20 protein-coding genes are annotated in these 20,119 nt (G+C 66.7%); 17 read left to right on the forward strand and 3 right to left on the reverse strand.

Annotated features, from left to right (window positions below; genetic code table 11):
* Window positions 1-108 precede the first annotated feature (108 nt).
* The 14 genes from ACKI1H_RS08985 (at window position 109) to ACKI1H_RS09050 (ending at window position 15,322) form a co-directional block, all read left to right on the forward strand.
* A complete protein-coding gene (locus ACKI1H_RS08985; protein WP_138520125.1) occupies window positions 109-495 on the forward strand; it encodes a Zn-ribbon domain-containing OB-fold protein in 387 nt (128 codons plus the stop codon).
* The gene (locus tag ACKI1H_RS08990; protein WP_440468188.1) at window positions 492-1,643 is read left to right on the forward strand and encodes a thiolase; all 1,152 of its coding nucleotides are present in this window, start codon (window positions 492-494) and stop codon (window positions 1,641-1,643) included. Before ACKI1H_RS08985 ends, ACKI1H_RS08990 begins: the two co-directional genes overlap by 4 nt.
* Before the next feature lie 112 nt (window positions 1,644-1,755).
* Window positions 1,756-3,891 (forward strand): acetate--CoA ligase family protein, encoded by a 2,136-nt coding sequence (locus ACKI1H_RS08995; RefSeq protein ID WP_440468189.1) that lies wholly within the window; start codon window positions 1,756-1,758, stop codon window positions 3,889-3,891.
* Complete coding sequence (locus tag ACKI1H_RS09000) at window positions 3,875-4,756, forward strand: MaoC/PaaZ C-terminal domain-containing protein (protein WP_440468190.1); 882 nt, start codon at window positions 3,875-3,877, stop codon at window positions 4,754-4,756. Before ACKI1H_RS08995 ends, ACKI1H_RS09000 begins: the two co-directional genes overlap by 17 nt.
* Window positions 4,757-4,795: 39 nt before the next feature.
* Window positions 4,796-6,157, forward strand: coding sequence for an MFS transporter (locus tag ACKI1H_RS09005; protein ID WP_138520129.1), 1,362 nt, complete (start codon window positions 4,796-4,798; stop codon window positions 6,155-6,157).
* Window positions 6,158-6,195: 38 nt separating this feature from the next.
* On the forward strand, window positions 6,196-6,600 hold the full coding sequence (locus ACKI1H_RS09010) for a PaaI family thioesterase (RefSeq protein WP_192435079.1): 405 nt from the start codon (window positions 6,196-6,198) through the stop codon (window positions 6,598-6,600).
* A 4-nt stretch (window positions 6,601-6,604) separates the two neighbouring features.
* Complete coding sequence (locus ACKI1H_RS09015) at window positions 6,605-7,663, forward strand: acyl-CoA dehydrogenase family protein (protein WP_440468191.1); 1,059 nt, start codon at window positions 6,605-6,607, stop codon at window positions 7,661-7,663.
* 8 nt (window positions 7,664-7,671) lie between these two features.
* Window positions 7,672-8,427 carry an enoyl-CoA hydratase/isomerase family protein gene (locus ACKI1H_RS09020; RefSeq protein WP_440468840.1) on the forward strand — a complete coding sequence of 252 codons (756 nt, stop codon included), beginning with the start codon at window positions 7,672-7,674 and terminating at the stop codon, window positions 8,425-8,427.
* 16 nt (window positions 8,428-8,443) lie between these two features.
* Entirely contained in the window at window positions 8,444-9,589 is a 1,146-nt protein-coding gene (locus ACKI1H_RS09025) for an acyl-CoA dehydrogenase family protein (protein ID WP_138520133.1), read from the forward strand.
* Between the two features lie 53 nt (window positions 9,590-9,642).
* Window positions 9,643-10,560, forward strand: coding sequence for an SDR family NAD(P)-dependent oxidoreductase (locus ACKI1H_RS09030; RefSeq protein ID WP_015475457.1), 918 nt, complete (start codon window positions 9,643-9,645; stop codon window positions 10,558-10,560).
* An 18-nt stretch (window positions 10,561-10,578) separates the two neighbouring features.
* Window positions 10,579-11,556: an NADH:ubiquinone reductase gene (locus tag ACKI1H_RS09035; protein ID WP_440468192.1), complete on the forward strand. Its 978-nt coding sequence runs from the start codon at window positions 10,579-10,581 to the stop codon at window positions 11,554-11,556.
* A 64-nt stretch (window positions 11,557-11,620) separates the two neighbouring features.
* Window positions 11,621-12,871, forward strand: a complete 1,251-nt coding sequence (locus ACKI1H_RS09040) for an OprD family porin (protein ID WP_440468193.1) — start codon at window positions 11,621-11,623, stop codon at window positions 12,869-12,871.
* Between the two features lie 121 nt (window positions 12,872-12,992).
* Window positions 12,993-13,676: a TetR family transcriptional regulator gene (locus ACKI1H_RS09045; protein ID WP_440468194.1), complete on the forward strand. Its 684-nt coding sequence runs from the start codon at window positions 12,993-12,995 to the stop codon at window positions 13,674-13,676.
* A complete protein-coding gene (locus ACKI1H_RS09050) occupies window positions 13,673-15,322 on the forward strand; it encodes an acyl-CoA dehydrogenase family protein (RefSeq protein WP_440468195.1) in 1,650 nt (549 codons plus the stop codon). The genes ACKI1H_RS09045 and ACKI1H_RS09050 overlap by 4 nt, the downstream gene beginning before the upstream one ends.
* 40 nt (window positions 15,323-15,362) lie before the next feature.
* On the opposite strand, the gene ACKI1H_RS09055 is transcribed toward ACKI1H_RS09050, so the two are convergent.
* The 3 genes from ACKI1H_RS09055 to ACKI1H_RS09065 form a co-directional block, all read right to left on the reverse strand.
* Window positions 15,363-15,770 carry a type II toxin-antitoxin system HicB family antitoxin gene (locus ACKI1H_RS09055; RefSeq protein ID WP_440468196.1) on the reverse strand — a complete coding sequence of 136 codons (408 nt, stop codon included), beginning with the start codon at window positions 15,768-15,770 and terminating at the stop codon, window positions 15,363-15,365.
* A gap of 23 nt (window positions 15,771-15,793) precedes the next feature.
* Entirely contained in the window at window positions 15,794-15,976 is a 183-nt protein-coding gene (locus ACKI1H_RS09060; RefSeq protein ID WP_138520139.1) for a type II toxin-antitoxin system HicA family toxin, read from the reverse strand.
* An 85-nt stretch (window positions 15,977-16,061) separates the two neighbouring features.
* Complete coding sequence (locus tag ACKI1H_RS09065) at window positions 16,062-16,568, reverse strand: BRO-N domain-containing protein (protein WP_440468197.1); 507 nt, start codon at window positions 16,566-16,568, stop codon at window positions 16,062-16,064.
* A gap of 521 nt (window positions 16,569-17,089) precedes the next feature.
* Between ACKI1H_RS09065 and amn the strand changes: the two genes are divergently transcribed.
* From amn to ACKI1H_RS09080, 3 genes are all read left to right on the forward strand, one after another.
* Window positions 17,090-18,565, forward strand: coding sequence for an AMP nucleosidase (gene amn / locus ACKI1H_RS09070; RefSeq protein ID WP_280054796.1), 1,476 nt, complete (start codon window positions 17,090-17,092; stop codon window positions 18,563-18,565).
* An 82-nt stretch (window positions 18,566-18,647) separates the two neighbouring features.
* Complete coding sequence (gene deoC, locus ACKI1H_RS09075; RefSeq protein ID WP_440468198.1) at window positions 18,648-19,424, forward strand: deoxyribose-phosphate aldolase; 777 nt, start codon at window positions 18,648-18,650, stop codon at window positions 19,422-19,424.
* A 116-nt stretch (window positions 19,425-19,540) separates the two neighbouring features.
* Window positions 19,541-20,104, forward strand: coding sequence for a hypothetical protein (locus tag ACKI1H_RS09080; RefSeq protein ID WP_440468199.1), 564 nt, complete (start codon window positions 19,541-19,543; stop codon window positions 20,102-20,104).
* Window positions 20,105-20,119 lie beyond the last annotated feature (15 nt).

Here is a 20,119-nt window from a genome sequence, read left to right on the forward strand (position 1 = left end):
ATGTATTCTGACCCTGCGACGCCTGCAACGGCTTCCGTGAAGCTGGCTTGGCATGGGCGGTAACGCACTTTGCAACAAAGGCAGAACAAGAACAAAGGAGAAACCTCAATGGTGGATTTCCCCGACCGCAACATGCCAGGGCCCGAGGCGCAGTACCTCGCCTTCCTTGCCCAGGGTCGCTTCATGTTGCAGCGCAGCGCCTCCACCGGCCGGCACGTGTTCTACCCGCGCACCCAGGTGCCCGGCAGCGGCGAAACGGACCTTGAATGGGTCCCCGCCAGTGGCCTGGGCACTCTTTATGCCCTGACCGTCAACCGCGCCCGCAGCGGTGACTACAACGTCGCCCTGGTCGACCTCGACGAAGGCGTGCGCATGATGTCGCGCATCGAAGGACACCTCAGCCTGCCCATCGGCACCCGCGTCAAGGCGCGTATCGCCCAGCAGGAGAGTGGTGCCGTCGTTGTCTTCGAGCCCCTGGCGGAGGTGCAGCCATGAGCCAGGTCCTGCGCGGCAAGACCGCCATCGTCGGCATCGGCAGCGCCGGTATCGGCGAAGCCCACGGCTACAGCGCCATGGAACTGCTCGGCCAGGCCTCGATGAAGGCCATCGCCGATGCCGGACTGAAGCTCTCGGACATCGACGCCGTATTCTCGGCCACCAGCTCCCACGCCTTCCCGACCCTCTCGGTCTGCGAATACCTGGGTATCAAGCCGAAATTCGTCGACGGCACCAACGTCGGCGGCTCCAGCTTCGAGTTGCACCTGCTGCAGGCGACACTGGCCCTGGAGGCCGGCCTGTGTGACGCGGCGCTGATCTGCTACGGCTCCAACCAGCGCACGGCTGGCGGCAAGCTGGTGTCGATGAGCGAGCCGCAGTGGCATGAGACGCCCTACCAGCCGCGCCACCCGATCACCGCCTATGCACTGGCCGCGAGCCGGCACATGCATCAGTACGGCACTACCCGCGAGCACCTGGCCGAAGTGGCCGTGGCCGCGCGGGGCTGGGCCAACCTCAACCCCGAAGCCTTCGCCCGTGGCCCGCTGAGCATCGATGACGTGCTCGCCGCGCGGATGGTCAGCGACCCGCTGAGCAAGGCCGACTGCTGCCTGGTCACCGATGGCGGCGGCGCCTGCGTGATGGTGCGTACTGACCGCGCGCGGGACCTGCCCAAGGCGCCGATCTACTTCCTCGGCGCGGCCGGTGCGCAATGGCACCGCTCCATCGTTGCCATGCCCGACCTCACTGTCACCGCCGCATCCGAGAGTGGGCCGCGCGCAATGCAGATGGCCGGGGTGAAGCACTCGGACATCGATCTGGTGATGGTTTACGACGCCTTCACCATCAACACGATTCTGTTCCTAGAAGACCTCGGCTTCTGCCCGAAGGGCGAGGGCGGCCGCTTCGTCCAGGGTGGGCGCATTGCCCCCGGCGGCGAGCTGGCGGTGAACACCAACGGTGGCGGGCTGTCCTGTGTGCATCCGGGCATGTACGGCATGTTCCTGATCATCGAGGCAGTCACCCAGCTGCGCCGTCAGGCCGGTGAACGCCAGCTGAAGAAAGCCGACGTGGCGCTGCTGCACGGCAACGGCGGCACGCTGTCCAGCCAGGTCACCGCGCTGCTCGGCACCCAGAACGTGCTCTGAGATTCGGGTTCGACGCTCCCGGTGGCCGTAACAGACGGCCCACCGTGGACGCGCTCGCCTTCGCGCCGGCCCACAAACGGCCGGCACCCGCTACTTGTTCAGGTGGAACGTCATGTCAGTGAGTCACTTGCAACACTCCGGTTTCTCCAGTCTCACCCCTCTGGTGCAGCCGCGCTCGGTCGCGGTGGTCGGCGCCTCCAGCGACCCGCACCGCATCGGCGGTCGCCCCATCGCCTACATGCTGCGCAACGGCTTCAGCGGTCGCATCCTGCCGGTGAACCCCAACCGTACCGAGATCCAGGGCCTGCCTGCCTATGCCAGCGTCGACGCGCTGCCCGAGGCGCCAGACGTGGCGATCATCGCGGTGCCCGCGCCGCAGGTGCTGGAGACCGTCCAGGCACTGGGGCGCAAGGGCGCGCGCAGCGCCATCGTATTTTCCTCTGGCTTCAGCGAAGTCGGCGAGGAAGGCGTGGCCATGCAGGACGCCATCGTCGAGGCTGCACGCGCGGCCAACATGCGCCTGCTGGGGCCGAACGCGCTGGGCGTGTTCAACGCCAACCTGGGCTACTACGCCTTCTTCTCCACCAGCCTGGAACGCGGAATTCCGTTGGCCGGGCGGGTCGGCATCGCAACCCAGTCCGGCGCCTACGGCGCGCACCTGCTCGGCCTGTCGCGGCAGCGCGGGCTGGGCACGCCGATCTGCGTCGCCACTGGCAACGAGGCCGACGTCACCCTGGGCGATGCCATTGGCTGGTTGGTGGAATCGCCGGAGATCGACGTGGTGATGGCCTATGCCGAATCCATCCGCAACGTCGACAGCTTCCTGGCCGCCCTGGAAGCGGCCCATCGCGCCGGCAAGCCGGTGATCCTGCACAAGGTCGGGCGCAGCGAGCTGGGCGGCCGCGCGGCGATGTCCCACACCGCCTCCCTGGCCGGTGACGACAAGGTGCTTGACGCGGTGCTAGCCGACTACGCGGTGGTCCGCGCGCGCACCACCGAGGAGCTGGTGGACATCGCCTACCTCGCCACCCAGCGCATCTACCCGGTGAACAACAGCCTGGGGATGATCACCGTCAGCGGCGGCGCCGGCATCATCGTCAGCGACGCCGCCGAGGACGTCGGCCTGCCCATGCCGCCGATGCCGGAAGCGGCCCAGGCGCGCCTGAAACAGCGCCTGCACTATGCCTCGCCGCTCAACCCGGTGGACTGTACCGCCCAGGCGCTCAACGACCTGAGCCTGGTCCACGACTTCACCGAGTCCATGGTGGTGGACGGCGGCTACCGTTCGCTGATCGCCTTCTTCACCCAGGCCGGAACCGCCGCCTCCATCGGCCCGCGCCTGGCCGAGCAGTTCGCGCGGATCAAGGTCGACCATCCGGACCGCCTGTTCGTGGTCTCGGTGATGGGCGAGGGCGAGGAATTGGCGCCCTACCAGAAAGCCGGCTTCGCCCTGTTCGAAGACCCGACCCGCGCCGTGCGCGCCATCCAGGCCATGGGCCAGCTGGGCGAGGCCTTCGCCCGACCGCTGCGCAGGATTCCCGTTTCCGGCGGCGTGGAGCTGCCGGCCAGCACGCCCGGTGAGGCCGAAGCCAAGCAACTGCTGGCCCGCGCCGGCATCGAATCGGCGCCCGAGCGGGTTCTGAAGAGTGCTGTGGAAGCTGCTGCTTTCGCCGAGCAGATCGGTTTCCCGGTGGTGCTGAAAATCGCCTCGGCGGACATCCTGCACAAATCGGAAATCGGCGGCGTGCTGCTCAATGTGAACAGCGCCCAGGCCGTGCGCGAGGGCTATGACCTGTTGCTGCAACGCGCTGCCGAGCACGCGCCGAACGCTCGCCTCGACGGCGTGCTGGTGGCCCGTCAGCTGCAGGGCGGCGTGGAGTGTTTCATGGGCATCCAGCGCGACCCGCAGTTCGGGCCGGTGGCGGTGTTCGGCCTCGGCGGCATCTTCGTCGAAGTCCTCAAGGACGTGGTGTTCCGCCGCTGCCCGTTCGGCGTCGACGAGGCCGAGCAGATGATCCGCAGTATCAAGGGGGCACCGCTGCTGCTGGGCGCCCGTGGCCGTCCGGTGACAGATATCAAGGCGCTGTCGCGGGTGCTCGCGCAGCTCTCTCAGTTCGCCGCCGAAGCCGGCCCGCGCCTGCGCTCGGTGGACCTCAACCCGGTCTTCGCCATGCCCGAGGGGCAGGGCGCCTGGGCCGCCGACGCGGTGCTGGAAGTGGAGGAGGTGGCCCATGGCGCTGAATCCTGAGCACTTGCTGAACTACCCGATTCCCGAAGTACGGCAGCGCTTCAGCCGCCACGACAGTGCTTTCTATGCACTGTCGGTGGGCCTGGGTGCGGACCCGATGGACGAACACCAGCTGACCTTCGTCGACGCCAACCGCGACCTCCAGGCGCTGCCCTGCATGGCCGTGGTGCTCGGTCATCCCGGCTTCTGGCTGGGCAACCCGGACACCGGCGTCGACGCCCTGCGCCTGGTCCACGGCGAGCAGAGCATCGAATGGCGCAAGCCGCTGCCGGTGGAAGGTGAAGTGATTGGCCGCACCCGTGTCACGGGGCTGGTGGACAAGGGCGCCGGCAAGGGCGCGCTGCTCTACAGCGAGAAGGTCGTCAGCGATGCGCAGAGCGGCGAGGTGCTGGCGATCGCCCGTGGCACCACCTTCCTGCGCGGGGACGGCGGCTTCGGTGGCGACAGCCAGTCGCTGAGCCAGCCGCACCGTTTGCCCGAACAGGCGCCGGACCTGGTCATCGACCTGCCGACACGCCCCGAACAGGCGCTGCATTACCGCCTCAACGGCGACGACAACCCGATCCACGCCAGCCCTGCAGCGGCCGCCCGCGGTGGTTTTCCGCGGCCGATCCTGCATGGCCTGTGCACCCTCGGCGTGGCCTTCCACGCGCTGCTGCGCGGTTACGCCGACTACCGCGCGGAGCGCTTCGCCCACCTGCAGGTGCGCTTCTCCGCACCGGTGTTCCCCGGCGAAACCCTGCGTACCGAAATCTGGAACGACGGCTCCTTCCGCACCCGCGTCGTCGAACGCGACGTGGTGGTGCTCGACAACGGCCGCGTACGCCTAACCCCGGACAGCGGAGAAACAGCCGGGATGGCCTAGCGCGAAGACGACCTCAACTCACCTGCGAGAACAACAACAATGAACGCATCCGACAGCTTGGCCCAGGGCTCCGCGATACCGCGGCGGACCCTGGTGATCGCCTTCTTCTTCTGCTTCCTGGGTCTGCTCGCCGACGGCGCGGACCTGATGTTCCTCGCCTACAGCCTGAACAGCCTCAAGGCTGAGTTCGGCCTGTCCAACTTCGAGGCCGGGTCGCTGGGCAGCATCACCCTGGCCGGCATGGCCATCGGCGGCATCTACGGTGGCTGGGCGTGCGACCGCTTCGGTCGGGTGCGCGTGGTGACCTGGACCATCCTGGTGTTCTCCGTCGGCACCGCGTTGCTGGGCCTGGCGCACAACTACTGGGCCTTCGCGCTGATCCGCTTCGTCTCCTCGCTGGGCCTGGGCTCGCTGTTCGTGGCCTGCAACATCCTGATGTCCGAGTTCGTCACCGCCAAGTACCGCACCACCATCCTGGCGACCATGCAGGCCGGCTGGACCGTGGGCTACCTGGTGGCGACCGTCCTCGCCGGACAGATCATCCCGGATTACGGCTGGCGTGCGCTGTTCTTCACCGCCATCGGCGCGGCGCTGATCTGCCTGGCGCTGCGGCCCTGGGTGCCGGAGTCGCCGTCGTGGCTGGCCGCTCGTGCGCAACGGGTGCAACAGCGTGCTGCCGGCGCCGCCCGCCAGGCGGCCAGCAGCGGCGGCATGCGCCAGTTGCTGGTCGACCCGTCCACCCGACGGATGTTCGTGCTCTGGAGCCTCACCTCGTGCTTCCTGCTGTTCGGCTACTACGGCACCAACAACTGGATGCCCTCGTACCTGGAGAGCGAGCTGGGCATGAACTTCAAGTCCATGACCGGCTACATGGTCGGCACCTACACCGCGATGATCCTCGGCAAGGTGCTCGCCGGCATCGCCTCGGACCGCTTCGGCCGCCGCGCCACCTTCGCCGCCGGCGCCATCGGCACCGCCATCTTCATGCCGGTGATCGTGTTCTGGCACACGCCGGACAACATCGTCTGGATCCTCGCGCTGTTCGGCTTCATCTACGGCGTGCCGGTGGGCGTGCTGGCCACCTACATGACCGAGAGCTTCTCCACCCAGGTACGCGGCGCCGCCGTGGGCACTTCCTACAACCTCGGCCGCATCGGCGCGGCGGTGGCCCCGGCGGCCATCGGCCTGCTGGCCTCCCACGTGTCCATCGGCGCGGGCTTCCTGGTGATGGGTATCACCTACGTCATCACCGGCCTGATCCCCGCGCTGCTGATCCCCAACCGGCTGTATGACCCGAACCGCGAAGCGCGCACGGCGCAGCCCAGCGCGCCTGCGCCTGCGTCGACGCACAGCACTGCCCGCCCGCTGGGCCAACCCGTCACGGAGGAAAGCCTGCGATGACCGATCTCACCTGCGCTGCCAATGCGCCCGGGCCGGACATGTTCCCCCGCGATCGATACACCTTCCAGGAGTTCCTCGGCCTGGAGCGCTGGATCGACGGCGATGTCGTGCGGGTGCGCCTGCGCCATCGACCGGAGCTGATGAACTACATCGACAGCTTCCACGGCGGCGTGCTGATGAGCGTGCTCGACGCCGCCATGGCCGGGGCCATCCGCGCGCAGATGCCGGGTTGCTCGATGGTCACCATCGACATGGCCACCCACTTCATGGGCAGCACCCGCGGCGAGATCAACGCCGTCGGCCGGTTGCTCAAGCGCACCCGCACGCTGTGCTTCTGCGCGGCGGATATCTACGACGAGGCCGGCGAGCTGATCGCCAGCGCCACCGGCAGTTTCAAGTACCGGCCCGCAGCGGCCGGAGCTGTTCAACCGACACGGGAATGATGAAATGACCGACCACACCGCGATGGCCGAGGAACGCGAAGAGCGCCTGCGGCTGATCCGTGACAGCGCCGCCTCCCTGGTCCCGCGCGGCGGCGACCTGGGGCGGGTGCGCCGCCTGCGCTTCCAGTCGGCGGGCGTGGACCGCGACGCCTGGGGTGAAGTCTGCGCCATGGGCTGGCCGGGCCTGCGCCTCGCCGAAGAGCTGGGCGGCAGCGGCCTGGGCATGGCCGAGTACACCGCGCTGCTGGAAGAGCTCGGGCGCGGCCTGCTGCCCGAGCCGCTGATCGAGGCGAGCCTGGTGGCGCCATTACTGCCGGCTGACGAGCGCGACGCGCTGCTGGCTGGCGAGCGGTTGATCCTGCCCGCCGGTATCGGCTACGAAGCGGGCGCTGCGTTACCGGTACTGCGCGACGGCCAGTTGCGCGGCGAGATCGCCCATGTGGCGCTGGGGGCTGCCGCCGACGCGTGGCTGGTCGCCTGCAACACCGGTCTCGCGTTGGTGCAGCGCAATGCCGAGGGATTGAGTGTTCACCAGGAACCGACCCAGGACGGCGGCCACCTCGCGCGTCTGCGCTTCGACGGCACGCCGGCGAAGCTTGTCGAAGCCACGCCCGCGGCGCTCGATGAGTCGGCACTGGCCTGCGCCGCCTACCTGGTGGGCCTGATGGATGCGACCTTCGAACAGACCCGCGACTACCTCGGTGTACGCCGCCAGTTCGGCCGCGAGATCGGCAGCTTCCAGTCGCTGCAGCACCGCATGGTTGACCTTAAGCTGCAGATCGAACTGGCCCGCGCCATCGTCGGCGAAGCGGCCACCGCGCTGGACGAAGGCGCGCCGACTGCGCGGGTACAGCGCCTGGTGTCCACCGCCAAGGTGCGTGCGGCCGAGACCGCCATGCTGGTCACTCGCCAGGCGATCCAGCTGCATGGCGGCATCGGCTACACCGACGAGGCCGACATCGGCCTGTTCCTGCGCCGCGCCATGGTGCTGCTCAACTGCCAGGGCTCGCTGGCCTTCCACCGAGCGCGCTACATCGCCCTGCTGCATGCGGAGGTGGCGTGATGAGCGAGATGCTGCTGCAGGAAAGCCATGGCTCGGTGCGTCTGCTGCGCTTCAACAATCCGGTGCGGCGCAATGCGTTGTCCCCCGCGCTGCGTGCCGAGTTGCTCGAAGCACTGCGTGAGGCGGATGCCGATCCCGCCGTGCGCAGCGTGGTGCTCACTGGCTCGGCGGAAGTCTTCAGCGCCGGCGGTGACCTCAGCGACATGCACGTCACCGACCTCAACGCCGGCCGCGTGCGCATGCAGAAGAACGCCGACCTGATCCGCCAGATGCTGCGCATGGGTAAGCCGGTCATCGCCGCCATCGAAGGTTGGGCGGTGGGTGCCGGGCTGTCCGTGGCGCTGGCCTGCGACAGCCTGGTATGTGGCGGCACGGCACGCTTTGCCGCCGGCTTCGGCAAGGTCGGGCTGATCGCCGATCTTGGCCAACTGCACACCCTGCCGGCCCGTATCGGCATCGGCCGCGCCCGGCAGGTGCTGATGTTCGGTCAGGTGATCGAAGCCGAGGAAGCGCTGCGCATTGGCCTGGTGGATCAGCTCTGTGCACCCGGTGCCGCGCTGGATGCCGCGCTCGCGCTGGCCGCGAAGGTCGAGCAGCAGGCACCGCTGCCGCTGACGCTGACCAAGGCCTTGCTGGCCGACGGCCTGGAACTGCTGCTCGAACGCGAGGGCGACTTCCAGAGCCAGCTGTTCCTCAGCGCCGACCATGCCGAAGGCAAGGCGGCTTTCCTCGAAAAACGTTCCCCGAACTTCCGGGGCCAGTAATCAAGAGAGCAGTGACATGACCGATTACAACGCCCTGGGCGATGACGAATTCCGCCGGCTGGTGCGCGACTGGGTCGCCGCCAACTACCCGCAACGCATCCGCAACCCGGCCCACCGCCTGGGCCGCGACGACACCTGGGAGTGGTACCAGGCGCTGTCGCAGCAGGGCTGGCTGTGCCCCGGCTGGCCCGTGCAGCACGGCGGCATGGGGCTGTCCGCCGGCAAGCAGCTGATCATGATCGAGGAGATGGAAAACTACGGCTGCGCGCGCCTGCCCGACAGCGGCATCACCATGCTCGGTCCGCTACTGATCCGCTATGGCACCGACGCCCAGCGCGAGCGCTTCCTGCCGCGCATCCTCAGTGGCGAAGACATCTGGTGCCAGGGTTACAGCGAACCCAACGCTGGCTCCGACCTGGCCAGCCTGCGCACCGAGGCTGTGCTGCGTGACGGCGAATGGGTGATCAACGGCCAGAAGACCTGGACCACCATGGGCACCGAGGCCAACTGGATCTTCGTGCTGGCGCGCACCGAGCGTAGCGCCAAGGCGCAGCAGGGCATCAGCTTCCTGCTGGTGCCGATGGACAGCCCCGGCGTCGAGGTTCGGCCGATCCTCAACCTCGAACTGCAGGGCGAATTCTGCGAGGTGTTCTTCAACGACGTGCGCGTGCCGGAGGAGAACCTCGTCGGCGCGGTCAACCACGGCTGGGGCATGGCCAAGGCGCTGCTGGGCTTCGAGCGCATCTTCCTCGGCTCGCCGAAGCAGGCCACCTTCGCCCTCGAACGCCTGGTGCGCCTGGCGCGTCACCAGGGTCTGTGGGACGACCCGGTGTTCTCCCAGCGCTTTGCCGCACTGAGCATGGACCTGGACTGCCACAAAGCGCTCTACGAACGCTTCGCCGAACGCCTGCGGCGTGGCGAGGAGCTGGGCCCGGACGTTTCCCTGCTGAAGATCCACCAGTCCGAGCTGTACCAGCGCATCAGCGAGCTCGGACTGGAGATCGCCGGCGTGGACTCCGCCCTGCTCAACCCCTTCGCCGACGATCCCGAGCTGCACCCGGCGGGCATCTTCATCCAGTCACGGCCGACCACCATCTACGGCGGCACCAACGAGATCCAGCGCAACATCCTGGCCAAGGCCGTGCTCGGCCTGCCGAGCTGATCTGCGCGCAACGAATTCTCCGATTGAACGAACCGAACAGTAAGGAATTAGCGATGACCCAACGACTCAACGAAGGCAAGGTAGCGATCGTCACCGGCGCCGGTGGCGGCATCGGCCGCGAGATTGCCCTGGCCCTGGCCGACAGTGGCGCGCGGGTACTGATCAACGATATCGGCGTGTCCCTGCAGGGCGAGGGCGGCTCGGCGTCCCCGGCCGAGGAAACCCTCGGGCTGATCCGCCAGCGCGGCGGCGACGGCGCCATCAATACCGACAGCGTGTCGGACTGGGACAGCGCTCGGCGCATCGTCTCCAGTGCCATCGATGCCTTCGGCCGCGTGGACATCGTGGTGAACAACGCCGGCATCCTGCGCGACACCATCTTCCACAAGATGAGCGCCGAGGACTGGTTGTCGGTGATCAACGTGCACCTCAACGGCAGCTTCTTCGTCAGCCGCGCTGCCGCCGAGCACTTCCGCGCGCAGAACAGCGGTGCCTTTGTGCACATGACCAGCACCTCGGGGCTGATCGGCAACTTCGGCCAGGCCAACTACTCGGCAGCCAAGCTCGGCATCGTCGCCCTGAGCAAGTCCATCGCCCTCGACATGCAGCGCTACAACGTGCGTTCCAACTGTATCGCACCCTTCGCCTGGAGCCGCATGACCGACTCCATCCCGGCCGAGACGCCGGAGCAGAAGGCGCGGGTGGAAAACCTCCAGCGCATGACCCCGGACAAGAACGCGCCGCTGGCCGTCTACCTTGCCTCGGATGCTGCCAGCGCGGTCAACGGCCAGGTGTTCGCCGCGCGCAACCACGAGATCTTCCTGATGAGCCAGAGCCGCCCGCTGCGCAGCGTGCACAGCGACAACGGCTGGACCCCGCAGAGCATCGCCGAGCACGGCATGCCGGCATTGCGCGGCAGCTTCATGGACCTGGCGCGCAGCCCGGACGTGTTCTCCTGGGACCCGATCTGACCTTTCGGAGGCAGGCGCATGTTCAAGACCCGATTCACCGAAACCTTCGGCGTGCGGCACCCGATCATGCAGGGCGGCATGCAGTGGGTGGGGCGCGCCGAGATGGCGGCGGCGGTGGCCAACGCCGGTGGGCTGGCGACGCTGTCGGCGCTGACCCAGCCGACCCCGCAGGCGCTGGCCGACGAGATTGCGCGCTGCCGTGAACTCACCGACCAGCCTTTCGGCGTCAACCTCACGCTGTTGCCGACGCAGAAGCCGATCCCCTACGCCGAGTACCGCGCGGCGATCATCGAGGGCGGCATCCGCGTGGTCGAGACCGCCGGCAACAACCCCGGTGAACACATCGCCGAGTTCCGCCAGCACGGGATCAAGGTGATCCACAAATGCACCGCCGTGCGCCATGCGCTCAAGGCCGAGCAACTGGGGGTGGATGCGGTATCCATCGACGGCTTCGAGTGCGCTGGCCATCCGGGGGAGGACGACATTCCTGGCCTGGTCCTGCTGCCGGCGGCGGCCAACCGGCTGAGCGTGCCGATCATCGCCTCCGGCGGTTTCGCCGACGGCCGGGGACTGGTGGCGGCGCTGGCGCTGGGGGCCGACGCGATCAACATGGGCACGCGCTTCCTCAGCACCCGCGAATGCCCGATCCACCCGCAGGTCAAGGCGGCGATCCGTGCCGCCGACGAGCGCTCCACCGACGTGATCATGCGTTCGCTGCGCAACAGCGCACGGGTCGCGCGCAACGCCATCAGCCAGGAAGTTCTGGCCATCGAGGCACGCGGCAACGCCACCTACGCCGACGTCGCCACGCTGGTCAGCGGGCTGCGCGGGCGCACGGTCTACGAGCAGGGCGACACCGACCTGGGGATTTGGTCGGCAGGCATGGTCCAGGGCCTGATCGATGACGAACCGACCTGCGAGGAACTGCTACGCGGCATCGTCGAGCAGGCGCAGGGCCTGATCCGCAAACGACTGGAGGGCCTGCTCTCCGATTGATCCCAAGCGCGGCGCCTTCAGGAGCGGCGCCGCCTTCACCTCACCTGACGAAGAGACAACAACAATGAAAAATCTTCCCGTACGGGCGCTCGTGTCGAGCTTCGCCTGCCTGCCCCTGTTCGCCCACGCGGACTTCATCGCGGACAGCAAGGCCAACCTGGAACTGCGCAATTTCTACTTCAACCGCGACTACCGCCAAAGCGGTGCCGCCCAGTCGAAATCCGAGGAGTGGGCGCAGGGGTTCCTGCTGCGTTTCGAGTCTGGCTACACCGAGGGCACGGTCGGCGTGGGCGTCGATGCTCTCGGCCTGCTGGGGATCAAGCTGGACTCCAGCCCGGACCGCACCGGCTCCGGCCTGCTGCCGTACTCGGCCAGCGACAAGCGCGCCGCCGACGACTACAGCGACCTGGGCGTGACTGCCAAGCTGCGTGCGTCGAAAAGCACCCTGAAGGTCGGCACCCTGCTGCCGAAGATGCCGGTGGTGCAGTACAACGACACGCGCCTGCACCCGCAGACCTTCCAGGGCGGCCTCGCCGAGATCAACGAGATTGAAGGCCTCACCGCGCAGCTCGGCCAGCTTCGGCAGGTAAAACAGCGCGACTCGACCAACGACGAAGACCTGTCGATGACCCGTGGCAACAAGCGCAACATCGTGCTGGGCAGCCATACCAGCAGCGACCGCTTCAACCTCGCCGGTGGCACCTACCGCTGGACCGACAACCTCAGCACCAGCTACCACTACGGCGGCCTGGAGAACTTCTACCGCCAGCACTACCTGAGTGTGGTGCACACCCTGCCGATCACCGCGGGCCAATCGCTCAAGTCCGACATCCGCTGGGCGCGCTCCACCGATGACGGCGGCAGCAACGTCGACAACCGTGCGCTCAACGCACTGTTCACCTACCGCATCGGTGGCAGCGGTTTTGGCGTGGGCTACCAGCGCATGTCCGGTGATACCGGCTTTGCTTACCTGTCCGGCACCGACCCGTACCTGACCAACTTCGTGCAGATCGGCGACTTCGCCAACAAGGACGAGCGCTCCTGGCAGGCGCGCTACGACTACGATTTCGCCGGCCTCGGCCTGCCCGGCCTGACCTTCATGACCCGTTACCTGCAGGGCGACCACATCGACCTGCTCAACGGCCAGGGACGCGGCAAGGAGTGGGAGCGCGACACCGACATCGGCTACGTGGTGCAGAACGGCCCGTTCAAGAACCTCGGTTTCAAGGTGCGCAACGGTGCCTTCCGCAGCGACTTTGGCAACGATATCGACGAAACGCGGGTCATCGTCAGCTACCAGATGCCGCTTTGGTAGCTGTGAAAATGAGCGGTGGTGGTTTGGCCAGAATCGCTCCGTCCGTGGCGGGAATGTCCCTTTCCGCCAAAGTCTGAACCGTGATTCACTGCTTTTCATGCAGTGAATCAGGATTCAGATCATGGCTTACCGGCAAACCCCGGCCCGCCTGCAAAAGGACGGCGAACAGCGTGAGCGCATCCTCGCGCTGGCGCTGTCGCGGGTTGCCGATGGCGGCTTCACCGCGCTGACCATGCAGGGCCTGGCCGATGATGCCGGCATCGCCACCGGCAGCCTCTACCGGCATTTCAGCGGCAAGGGCGAACTGGCCGCAGAAGTCTTTGCCCGCGCCAGCCAGCATGAAGTCGATACCCTGGGCACTTTGCTGAAAGCTTCCGGCAGCGCATCCGAACGCCTGAGCCGAGGCCTGCACCAGTTCGCCGCCCGTGCCTGGGGTAGCCGCCAACTGGCCTTTGCGCTGATCGCCGAGCCGGTGGACCCGGAAGTGGACGAGCAGCGCCTGATCTACCGCGAAGCCTACGCCGCGCTGTTTGTCACCCTGCTGGAGCAGGGCATCGCCGCCGGCGAATTCCAGCCGCAGCCGGTGCAACTGACCGCCGCCTGCCTGGTCGGCGCCATCGCCGAGGCTCTGATCGGCCCGCTCTCGCCACCGGCTCGAGCCGCGCGCGATGCTGGGCAATCCAGGGTTGCCCTGGAGGACGTCAGTGACGCCCTCGTGACTTTCTGCCTGCGCGCCGTCGGGGCGCGCCCATCTGTTCTGCCAAAGCCTGCCTCGCCCACAACCGCCACGGAGGACCCGCCATGAGCCTGCACCAGTACGCCGAAACCCATGAAGTGACCAACCAGGTGCCGCCGCTGGACGGTGCCAACCTTTATCGCATCGACCTGCCGCTGCAGGAGTGGGTGTGTCGCTATGACGGCGGCTTCGCCGAGCAGAAGCTCGACGCTTACGGTGCGCTGGCCGGCGGGCCATTGATGGCGGCGGGTTTCCTGGCCAACGAGAACAAGCCGGTGTTCAAGTCGCACGACCGCTATGGTCACCGTGTCGACCTGATCGAATTCCACCCGGCCTATCACGAGCTGATGCGTGCCTCCATCGAGGCCGGCATTCCCTCCATGCCCTGGACCGACCCGCGCGCCGGTGCCCAGGTTGCCCGCGCGGGCCTCAGCTACCTGCACAGCCAGGCCGAAGCCGGCACCGGCTGCCCGCTGACCATGACCTTCGCCAGCGTGCCGGCGATCCGCCTGCAAGCGGACGTCGCCGAGAAGTGGCTACCGAAGATCCTTTCCACCGAATACGACCCGCGCAACCTGCCCATCGAGCAGAAGGCCGGCGCCACCATCGGCATGGCCATGACCGAGAAGCAGGGCGGCACCGACGTCCGCGCCAACACCACCCGCGCCTATCCGGTGGGCATTCCCGGCCCGGGCCAGGCTTACGAGCTGGTTGGCCACAAGTGGTTCTGCTCGGCGCCCATGTGCGATGCCTTCCTTACCCTGGCCTATACCGACAAGGGGCTGACCTGCTTCCTGCTGCCGCGTCACCGCCCGGACGGCAGCCGTAACGAGTTCTACATCCAGCGCCTGAAGAACAAGCTGGGCAACTGGTCCAACGCCTCCAGCGAGGTGGAGTACCGAGGCGCGCTGGCGTGGATGGTCGGTGAGGAAGGCCGTGGCGTGCCGACCATCATCGAGATGGTCGCCATGACCCGCTTCGATTGCATGATCGGTTCCAGCTCCCTGATGCGCCAGGCGTTGACCCAGGCCGCGCACCACTGCGCCTACCGCCAGGTCGGTGGCCGCGTGCTGGCCGAGCAGCCGCTGATGCAGAATGTGCTGGCCGACCTTGCACTGGAAAGCGAAGCCGCGCTGGCGCTGACCATGCGCATGGGCCGTGCCCTGGACCATCTGCACGACGAGCAGGAGGACAAGTTCGCCCGCCTGGTCACCGCCGTGGGCAAATACTGGATCTGCAAACGCGCCCCCGCGATGATCAACGAAGCCGCCGAATGCCTGGGTGGCGCCGGCTACGTCGAGGACACCATCCTCCCGCGCCTGTACCGCGAAGCGCCGGTCAACTCCACCTGGGAAGGCTCGGGTAACGTGCAGTGCCTGGACGTGTTGCGCGCGCTGTCGAAGGAACCCGGCGTGCTCGACGCGCTGTTCGCCGAACTCGGCGACGGCCACGGCGACGCGCGACTGGCCTCGTTCATCGGCAACCTCAAGGCCTCTTTCGCCGACACCCAGGACATCCAGTACCGCGCCCGCCAGCTCACCGAGAATGTCGCCGTAGCGCTGCAGGCCAAGCTGCTGCTCGAAGCGGGCAATTCGGTGGTCTCCGACGCCTTCATCGCCAGCCGCCTGGACGACGGCGGCCGTGTCTACGGCACCCTGCCGCGCGGGGTGGATGTGGAAGCGCTGGTAGCGCGCTCGACGCCGCATCTGGCGTGAGCCCGGGAGGGCGGGGAAGTCCTGCCCCGCCCGTTCACGGTCACGTGCCGCGGGTGAGCTTTTCCAGCGCTGCAGTTGCCAGGAAGGAGGAGCGGCTCTTCACGCCGTGCAGGCGCACATGGTTGTCGATGCGCTGGATGATGTAGCCGGGCAGGGTGACGTTGACCTTCTCGGTCTTGCCCAGGTACGGGGTGACATCGATCTCCAGCAGACCCCAGCCCATTCCTTCGAAATCAGGATGGCTGCGGTGAGCCGCGACACTGGTCGGCAACGGGACGTCCTCGCCGGCTCCAGCAATTTCTTCGAGCATCAGGTGCGCAACTTCGACGGCCGCTGCATAGGCCTCTTCGTAGGTGTCTCCGGCAGTGACTGCCCCGGGAATATCCGGAATGTGGATGCCGATGGCCGTGTCGTCGTTGCCCCACTCGATGGCGATTGGGTATTGCATGTCAGCCTCCTGAGGGTGATGGATCAAATCAGGCCGGCTCGCTTCTTGATGCTGCGCACCGTGCCGATGGGGAGGTCCTTCTTCGGATGAGGAACGGGGACCGAGTGAAGGCAGCCGGGGTGGGTGAAGACATGATGGCTGCCGGTAATCCGTTGAAGCGTCCACCCTGCTGTTTCCAGTTCCTTGATCAGTTCCCTGCTCTGCACGGTCTCATCCTTTCCTGTTGATGATTTAAATACCTCCAGGGGTATATTTCAAGTCATGAAATAACCCTGGAGGCATGTTTCACATTCAGATACCCGTTCGAGAACGCAGCGAGCGCCACCAGCCGGCGCGTGAAGTTGTATCGGGTTTGGGTTGCAGCAACTGCGGCACGTCGCTGTAGCGCACCCAGAGTTGGTCGTTCCATTCCAGCAGGGCGATGTCGCGGCTTTCCCAGCGCAGCAGGGAGCGGCGCGGTTGCTGGACGGGGAGGGTGGGGCCGCGCAGGGCGGGGATGACTTCCTGAGTTATCCATTGGCGCAAGCTGCGGTTTTCCGGGTGTCGGTAGCGCGTCAGCAGAAAGAAGAAGCCGCCCTCGCTGACTATCCAAGCGTCTTCCTCGCTTGTCTGGGTCTGTAGGCGGACTTTCTGTCGCAGGTCGGTATCGAGACGGTGAGCGACATACTGTTCGGCGTCGTGCCCGATCAGGCCGCCAAGGTCGCGGGCGGCGAACCAAGGCTGGTCCTCAATTATCAGGGCCCGAAGCGGGCGTTGGTGTCGCATGAAAACTGAAGGAATGTGAACGTCAATGTTCATGAAAGGAACTCATCTGATTGGATCAAAAGTTCCTGCCTCCCTCCGCCGTCAATCGAGGGGTGGCAGACCGCGCGGGGTTGACGGACCGGCAATCAGACAAACCGGCAGATCCCATCCAGAGGAGGGTCTCCCTGCGCGACCTGCCATTGAACGTGACTGCAATAATGCAGACGGACAAGGCATACGAAGGTGTTCACCACCGTCATAGGTGTCGCAAGACGCAAGCGCGTCTAATTGATCAGGCCGTCAAACCCGGCTGCGGGATTGACCGCAGCGCGGTCAATCTAGCCGCGACACCTCGATAAACAAGGCCCCTCCGGCAGCTTGGGATGCCCCGACACGCGATATACGAAAACGGAAGGTCGCCCGGTAATTCGGGCTGTCATCCGCACTCGCGGGCACGGATTCTGTCATAGGCTTTCTTCAACGCTTCCGCTCGTCCTGCCGGTTCCGAATCTGTCATCCCTTTCTGTGACGGAAGCAGGCAAGATGGAGCTGATCGTTCAGACAGGATGCCCACCATGAGTCTTACGACTGGCGACGAGTTCTTCGTCGCGCAGACCGCCGAAGAGGCCGTCGATCAACTGGCCGTGCTCCACGAGCGCGCCACCGGCGCCCTGAACCAGGCGCTGAAGCGGTACCTGAAGGACCGCGAAGTTCCCGACGCGCAGCAGCGCGAGCAATTCCGCTACCCGCTGCTGCGGGTGACCTACCTGTGCCAGGGTGAAGTGCCGTCCACTACCCGCGCCTACGCCAAGGTCCAGGTGCCCGGCACCTACGCGGTGACCATCACCCAGCCCAAGGCCTTCCGCAAATACCTGCTGGAACAGCTGCGCCCGCTGATGGAGGACTTCACCGTGCGCGTGGAAGTCGGCGTCAGCCAGCAGAACATTCCTTACCCCTATGTGGTGGAAAGCGGCGACGAACTGGGTGGTTCCGGCGTAACGGCCGCCGAGCTGGCGCGGGTGTTCCCCAGTACCGATCTGTCGGCCACCTCCGATGGGGTGGCGGATGGCCTGTATGAATGGGAAGGCGCCGACCCGATGCCGCTGGCGCTGTTCGACGCCGCGCGCACCGACTTCTCCCTGCGCCGCATGGTGCATTACACCGGCAGCGACTGGCGCCATGTGCAGCCGTGGATCCTGCTGACCAACTACCACCGTTACGTCGACCAGTTCATTCACCTGGGCCTGGAGCGCCTGCGCGATGACCCGCGCTTCGTGCGCATGGTGTTGCCGGGCAATGTGATCATCGAGCGCGGCACCGACGCGGGCGAAGCCAACGCCATCGTCGCCAGCGTCGAATGGCACCGCTTCCAGATGCCGGCCTACCACCTGATCGCCGAGGATGGCGACGGCGTGACCCTGGTGAACATCGGCGTCGGCCCGTCCAATGCGAAGAACATCACCGACCACCTCGCCGTTCTGCGCCCGCACTGCTGGTTGATGGTCGGCCACTGTGGCGGCCTGCGGCAGTCGCAGACCATCGGCGATTACGTGCTGGCCCACGCCTACATGCGCCGCGACGGTATCCTCGACCGCGTGCTGCCGCCGCACATTCCGATCCCGGCACTGGCCGAGGTACAACTGGCGTTGCAGGAAGCGGCCGCGCTGGTGACCGGCGAGCGCGGCGATCAGCTCAAGCGTCGCCTGCGCACCGGCACCGTGCTCACCTACGACGACCGAAACTGGGAGCTGCACTGGGCCCAGGAGCGCCCGCTGATCAACCTGGCGCGGGCGATTGCGGTGGACATGGAAAGCGGCACCATCGCTGCCCAGGGCTACCGTCTGCGGGTGCCTTACGGCACGTTGCTGTGCGTCTCGGACAAGCCGTTGCACAGCGAGATCAAGCTGCCCGGCGCGGCCACGGCTTTCTACCAGCGCGCAGTGAGCCAGCACCTGTCCATCGGCATCGCCGCCGTCGACCTGTTGCGTACCCAGCTCAACTCGCTGCACTCGCGCAAACTGCGCAGCTTCGACGAGCCGCCGTTCCGCTGATCTGCGACAGGGCGCGGAGTGCCTGCCGGGGCGATGGTGGTTGCCCCGGCTGCCTGAAGAAAGCCGAAGGAGAGTGTTGCCGATGACCGATCCTCGCAAGACCCCGGCGGGCCGTGTGCTCGCTCTGCTCGACCTGACCTCGCTGAATGCCGGCGATGACCTGCAAAGCACCGTGGACCTCTGCCGCCGTGCACTGACGCCTTATGGCGAAGTGGCGGCGGTGTGCGTGTGGCCGAAGCTGGTACACGTCGCTCGGCGCACGCTCAACACCCTGGGCGGGCGCTCGGTGAAGGTTGTCAGCGTGTGCAACTTCCCCGCCGGCAATGCGCCGCTGGCGGATGTGGTGGAGGAGGTGCGCAAGACCCTCGCCGAAGGCGCTGATGAAATCGATCTGGTCTATCCCTGGCGCAAGCTCAAGGCGGGCGAGGCCACCGGTGCGGAGGAGCTGATTCGTACCTGCAAGACACTCTGTGGTCCCTACCATCGCCTGAAGGTCATCCTGGAAACCGGCGAGCTGGACGATGCGGAGCTGATCCGCACGGCTTGCCGCGAATCCATCGCCGGCGGCGCGGATTTCCTCAAGACCAGTACCGGCAAGGCGGCCACGCATGCCACGCCCGAAGCCGTGCGAGTGATGCTTGAAATCATCGAGGAAGAGGGCGGCAAGGTCGGGCTGAAGGTCTCCGGTGGGCTGCGCAGCCTGGCCGACGCACTGCAATACCGGACGCTGGTGGAGGAGCGTTTGGGTGCCGCGTGGATCACGCCGGAGCACCTGCGTTTCGGCGCCTCCGCACTGCTCGACGATCTACTGCGTGAGCTGAGCACCGAGGCCAAGCCCATCTCCACTCGCAGCTATTGAACCGAGCGCGTTGACGCCACCCGAGACGAGCCTAGGATGCTCGCCTCCCGCGCCACGGGGAACCGTGGCGCGTCCCTCCGGTCGGACCTTCGCCGACCTTTTCCGCTGGTGATCCCATGCCGTTTCGCGCTCCTTCTCACCTCACCAACCCTCTGCGCCGTTTTGCCCGCCGACTGGTGGAAAACGGCACGCTCGAAGTTGCCGCGCCGCTCCCTCTGCCCGACAGCATTGCCGGCGAGCCCTGGTTCTCCGTGGGCAAGGCAGTGGCAGGGCTGGGCGGCGAACGGGTGGATGGCTGGTGCCTGGAAGAGTGGCCCGGCCTGGCCTTGCGCGCCCGTTTCAGCGCCTGCTGGCGCGACGCTCAGGGCCGCTTGTGGAATGTGCTGCCAGGCGGTGAAGCCATTGCCTTCCTGCCCGACCCGAAGCGCCGCTACGAAGGCGTTCCTCTGGCCGAGCACCTGCACGCGCTGGAGCGTGACGAACTGCTGGAGGACTACCTCTGGCTCAGCCGCGAGCTGAGCAAACCGCAGCTGGACGACGAGCGCCGGGAAGTCCGTGAGTCCATGCGCCAGCGCCTGGAAAGCTGGCTGGAGCTGGGCGGTCGGGGTGATAAACCTTGCCCGTGCAACAGTGGCAAGCGTTATCGCAATTGCTGCAGCAAGCGCGTCCGCGAGCACTGACCCAAGGGGATTTTT

This window comes from Pseudomonas sp. YH-1 (assembly GCF_051990045.1).
Lineage (GTDB): Bacteria > Pseudomonadota > Gammaproteobacteria > Pseudomonadales > Pseudomonadaceae > Pseudomonas > Pseudomonas nicosulfuronedens.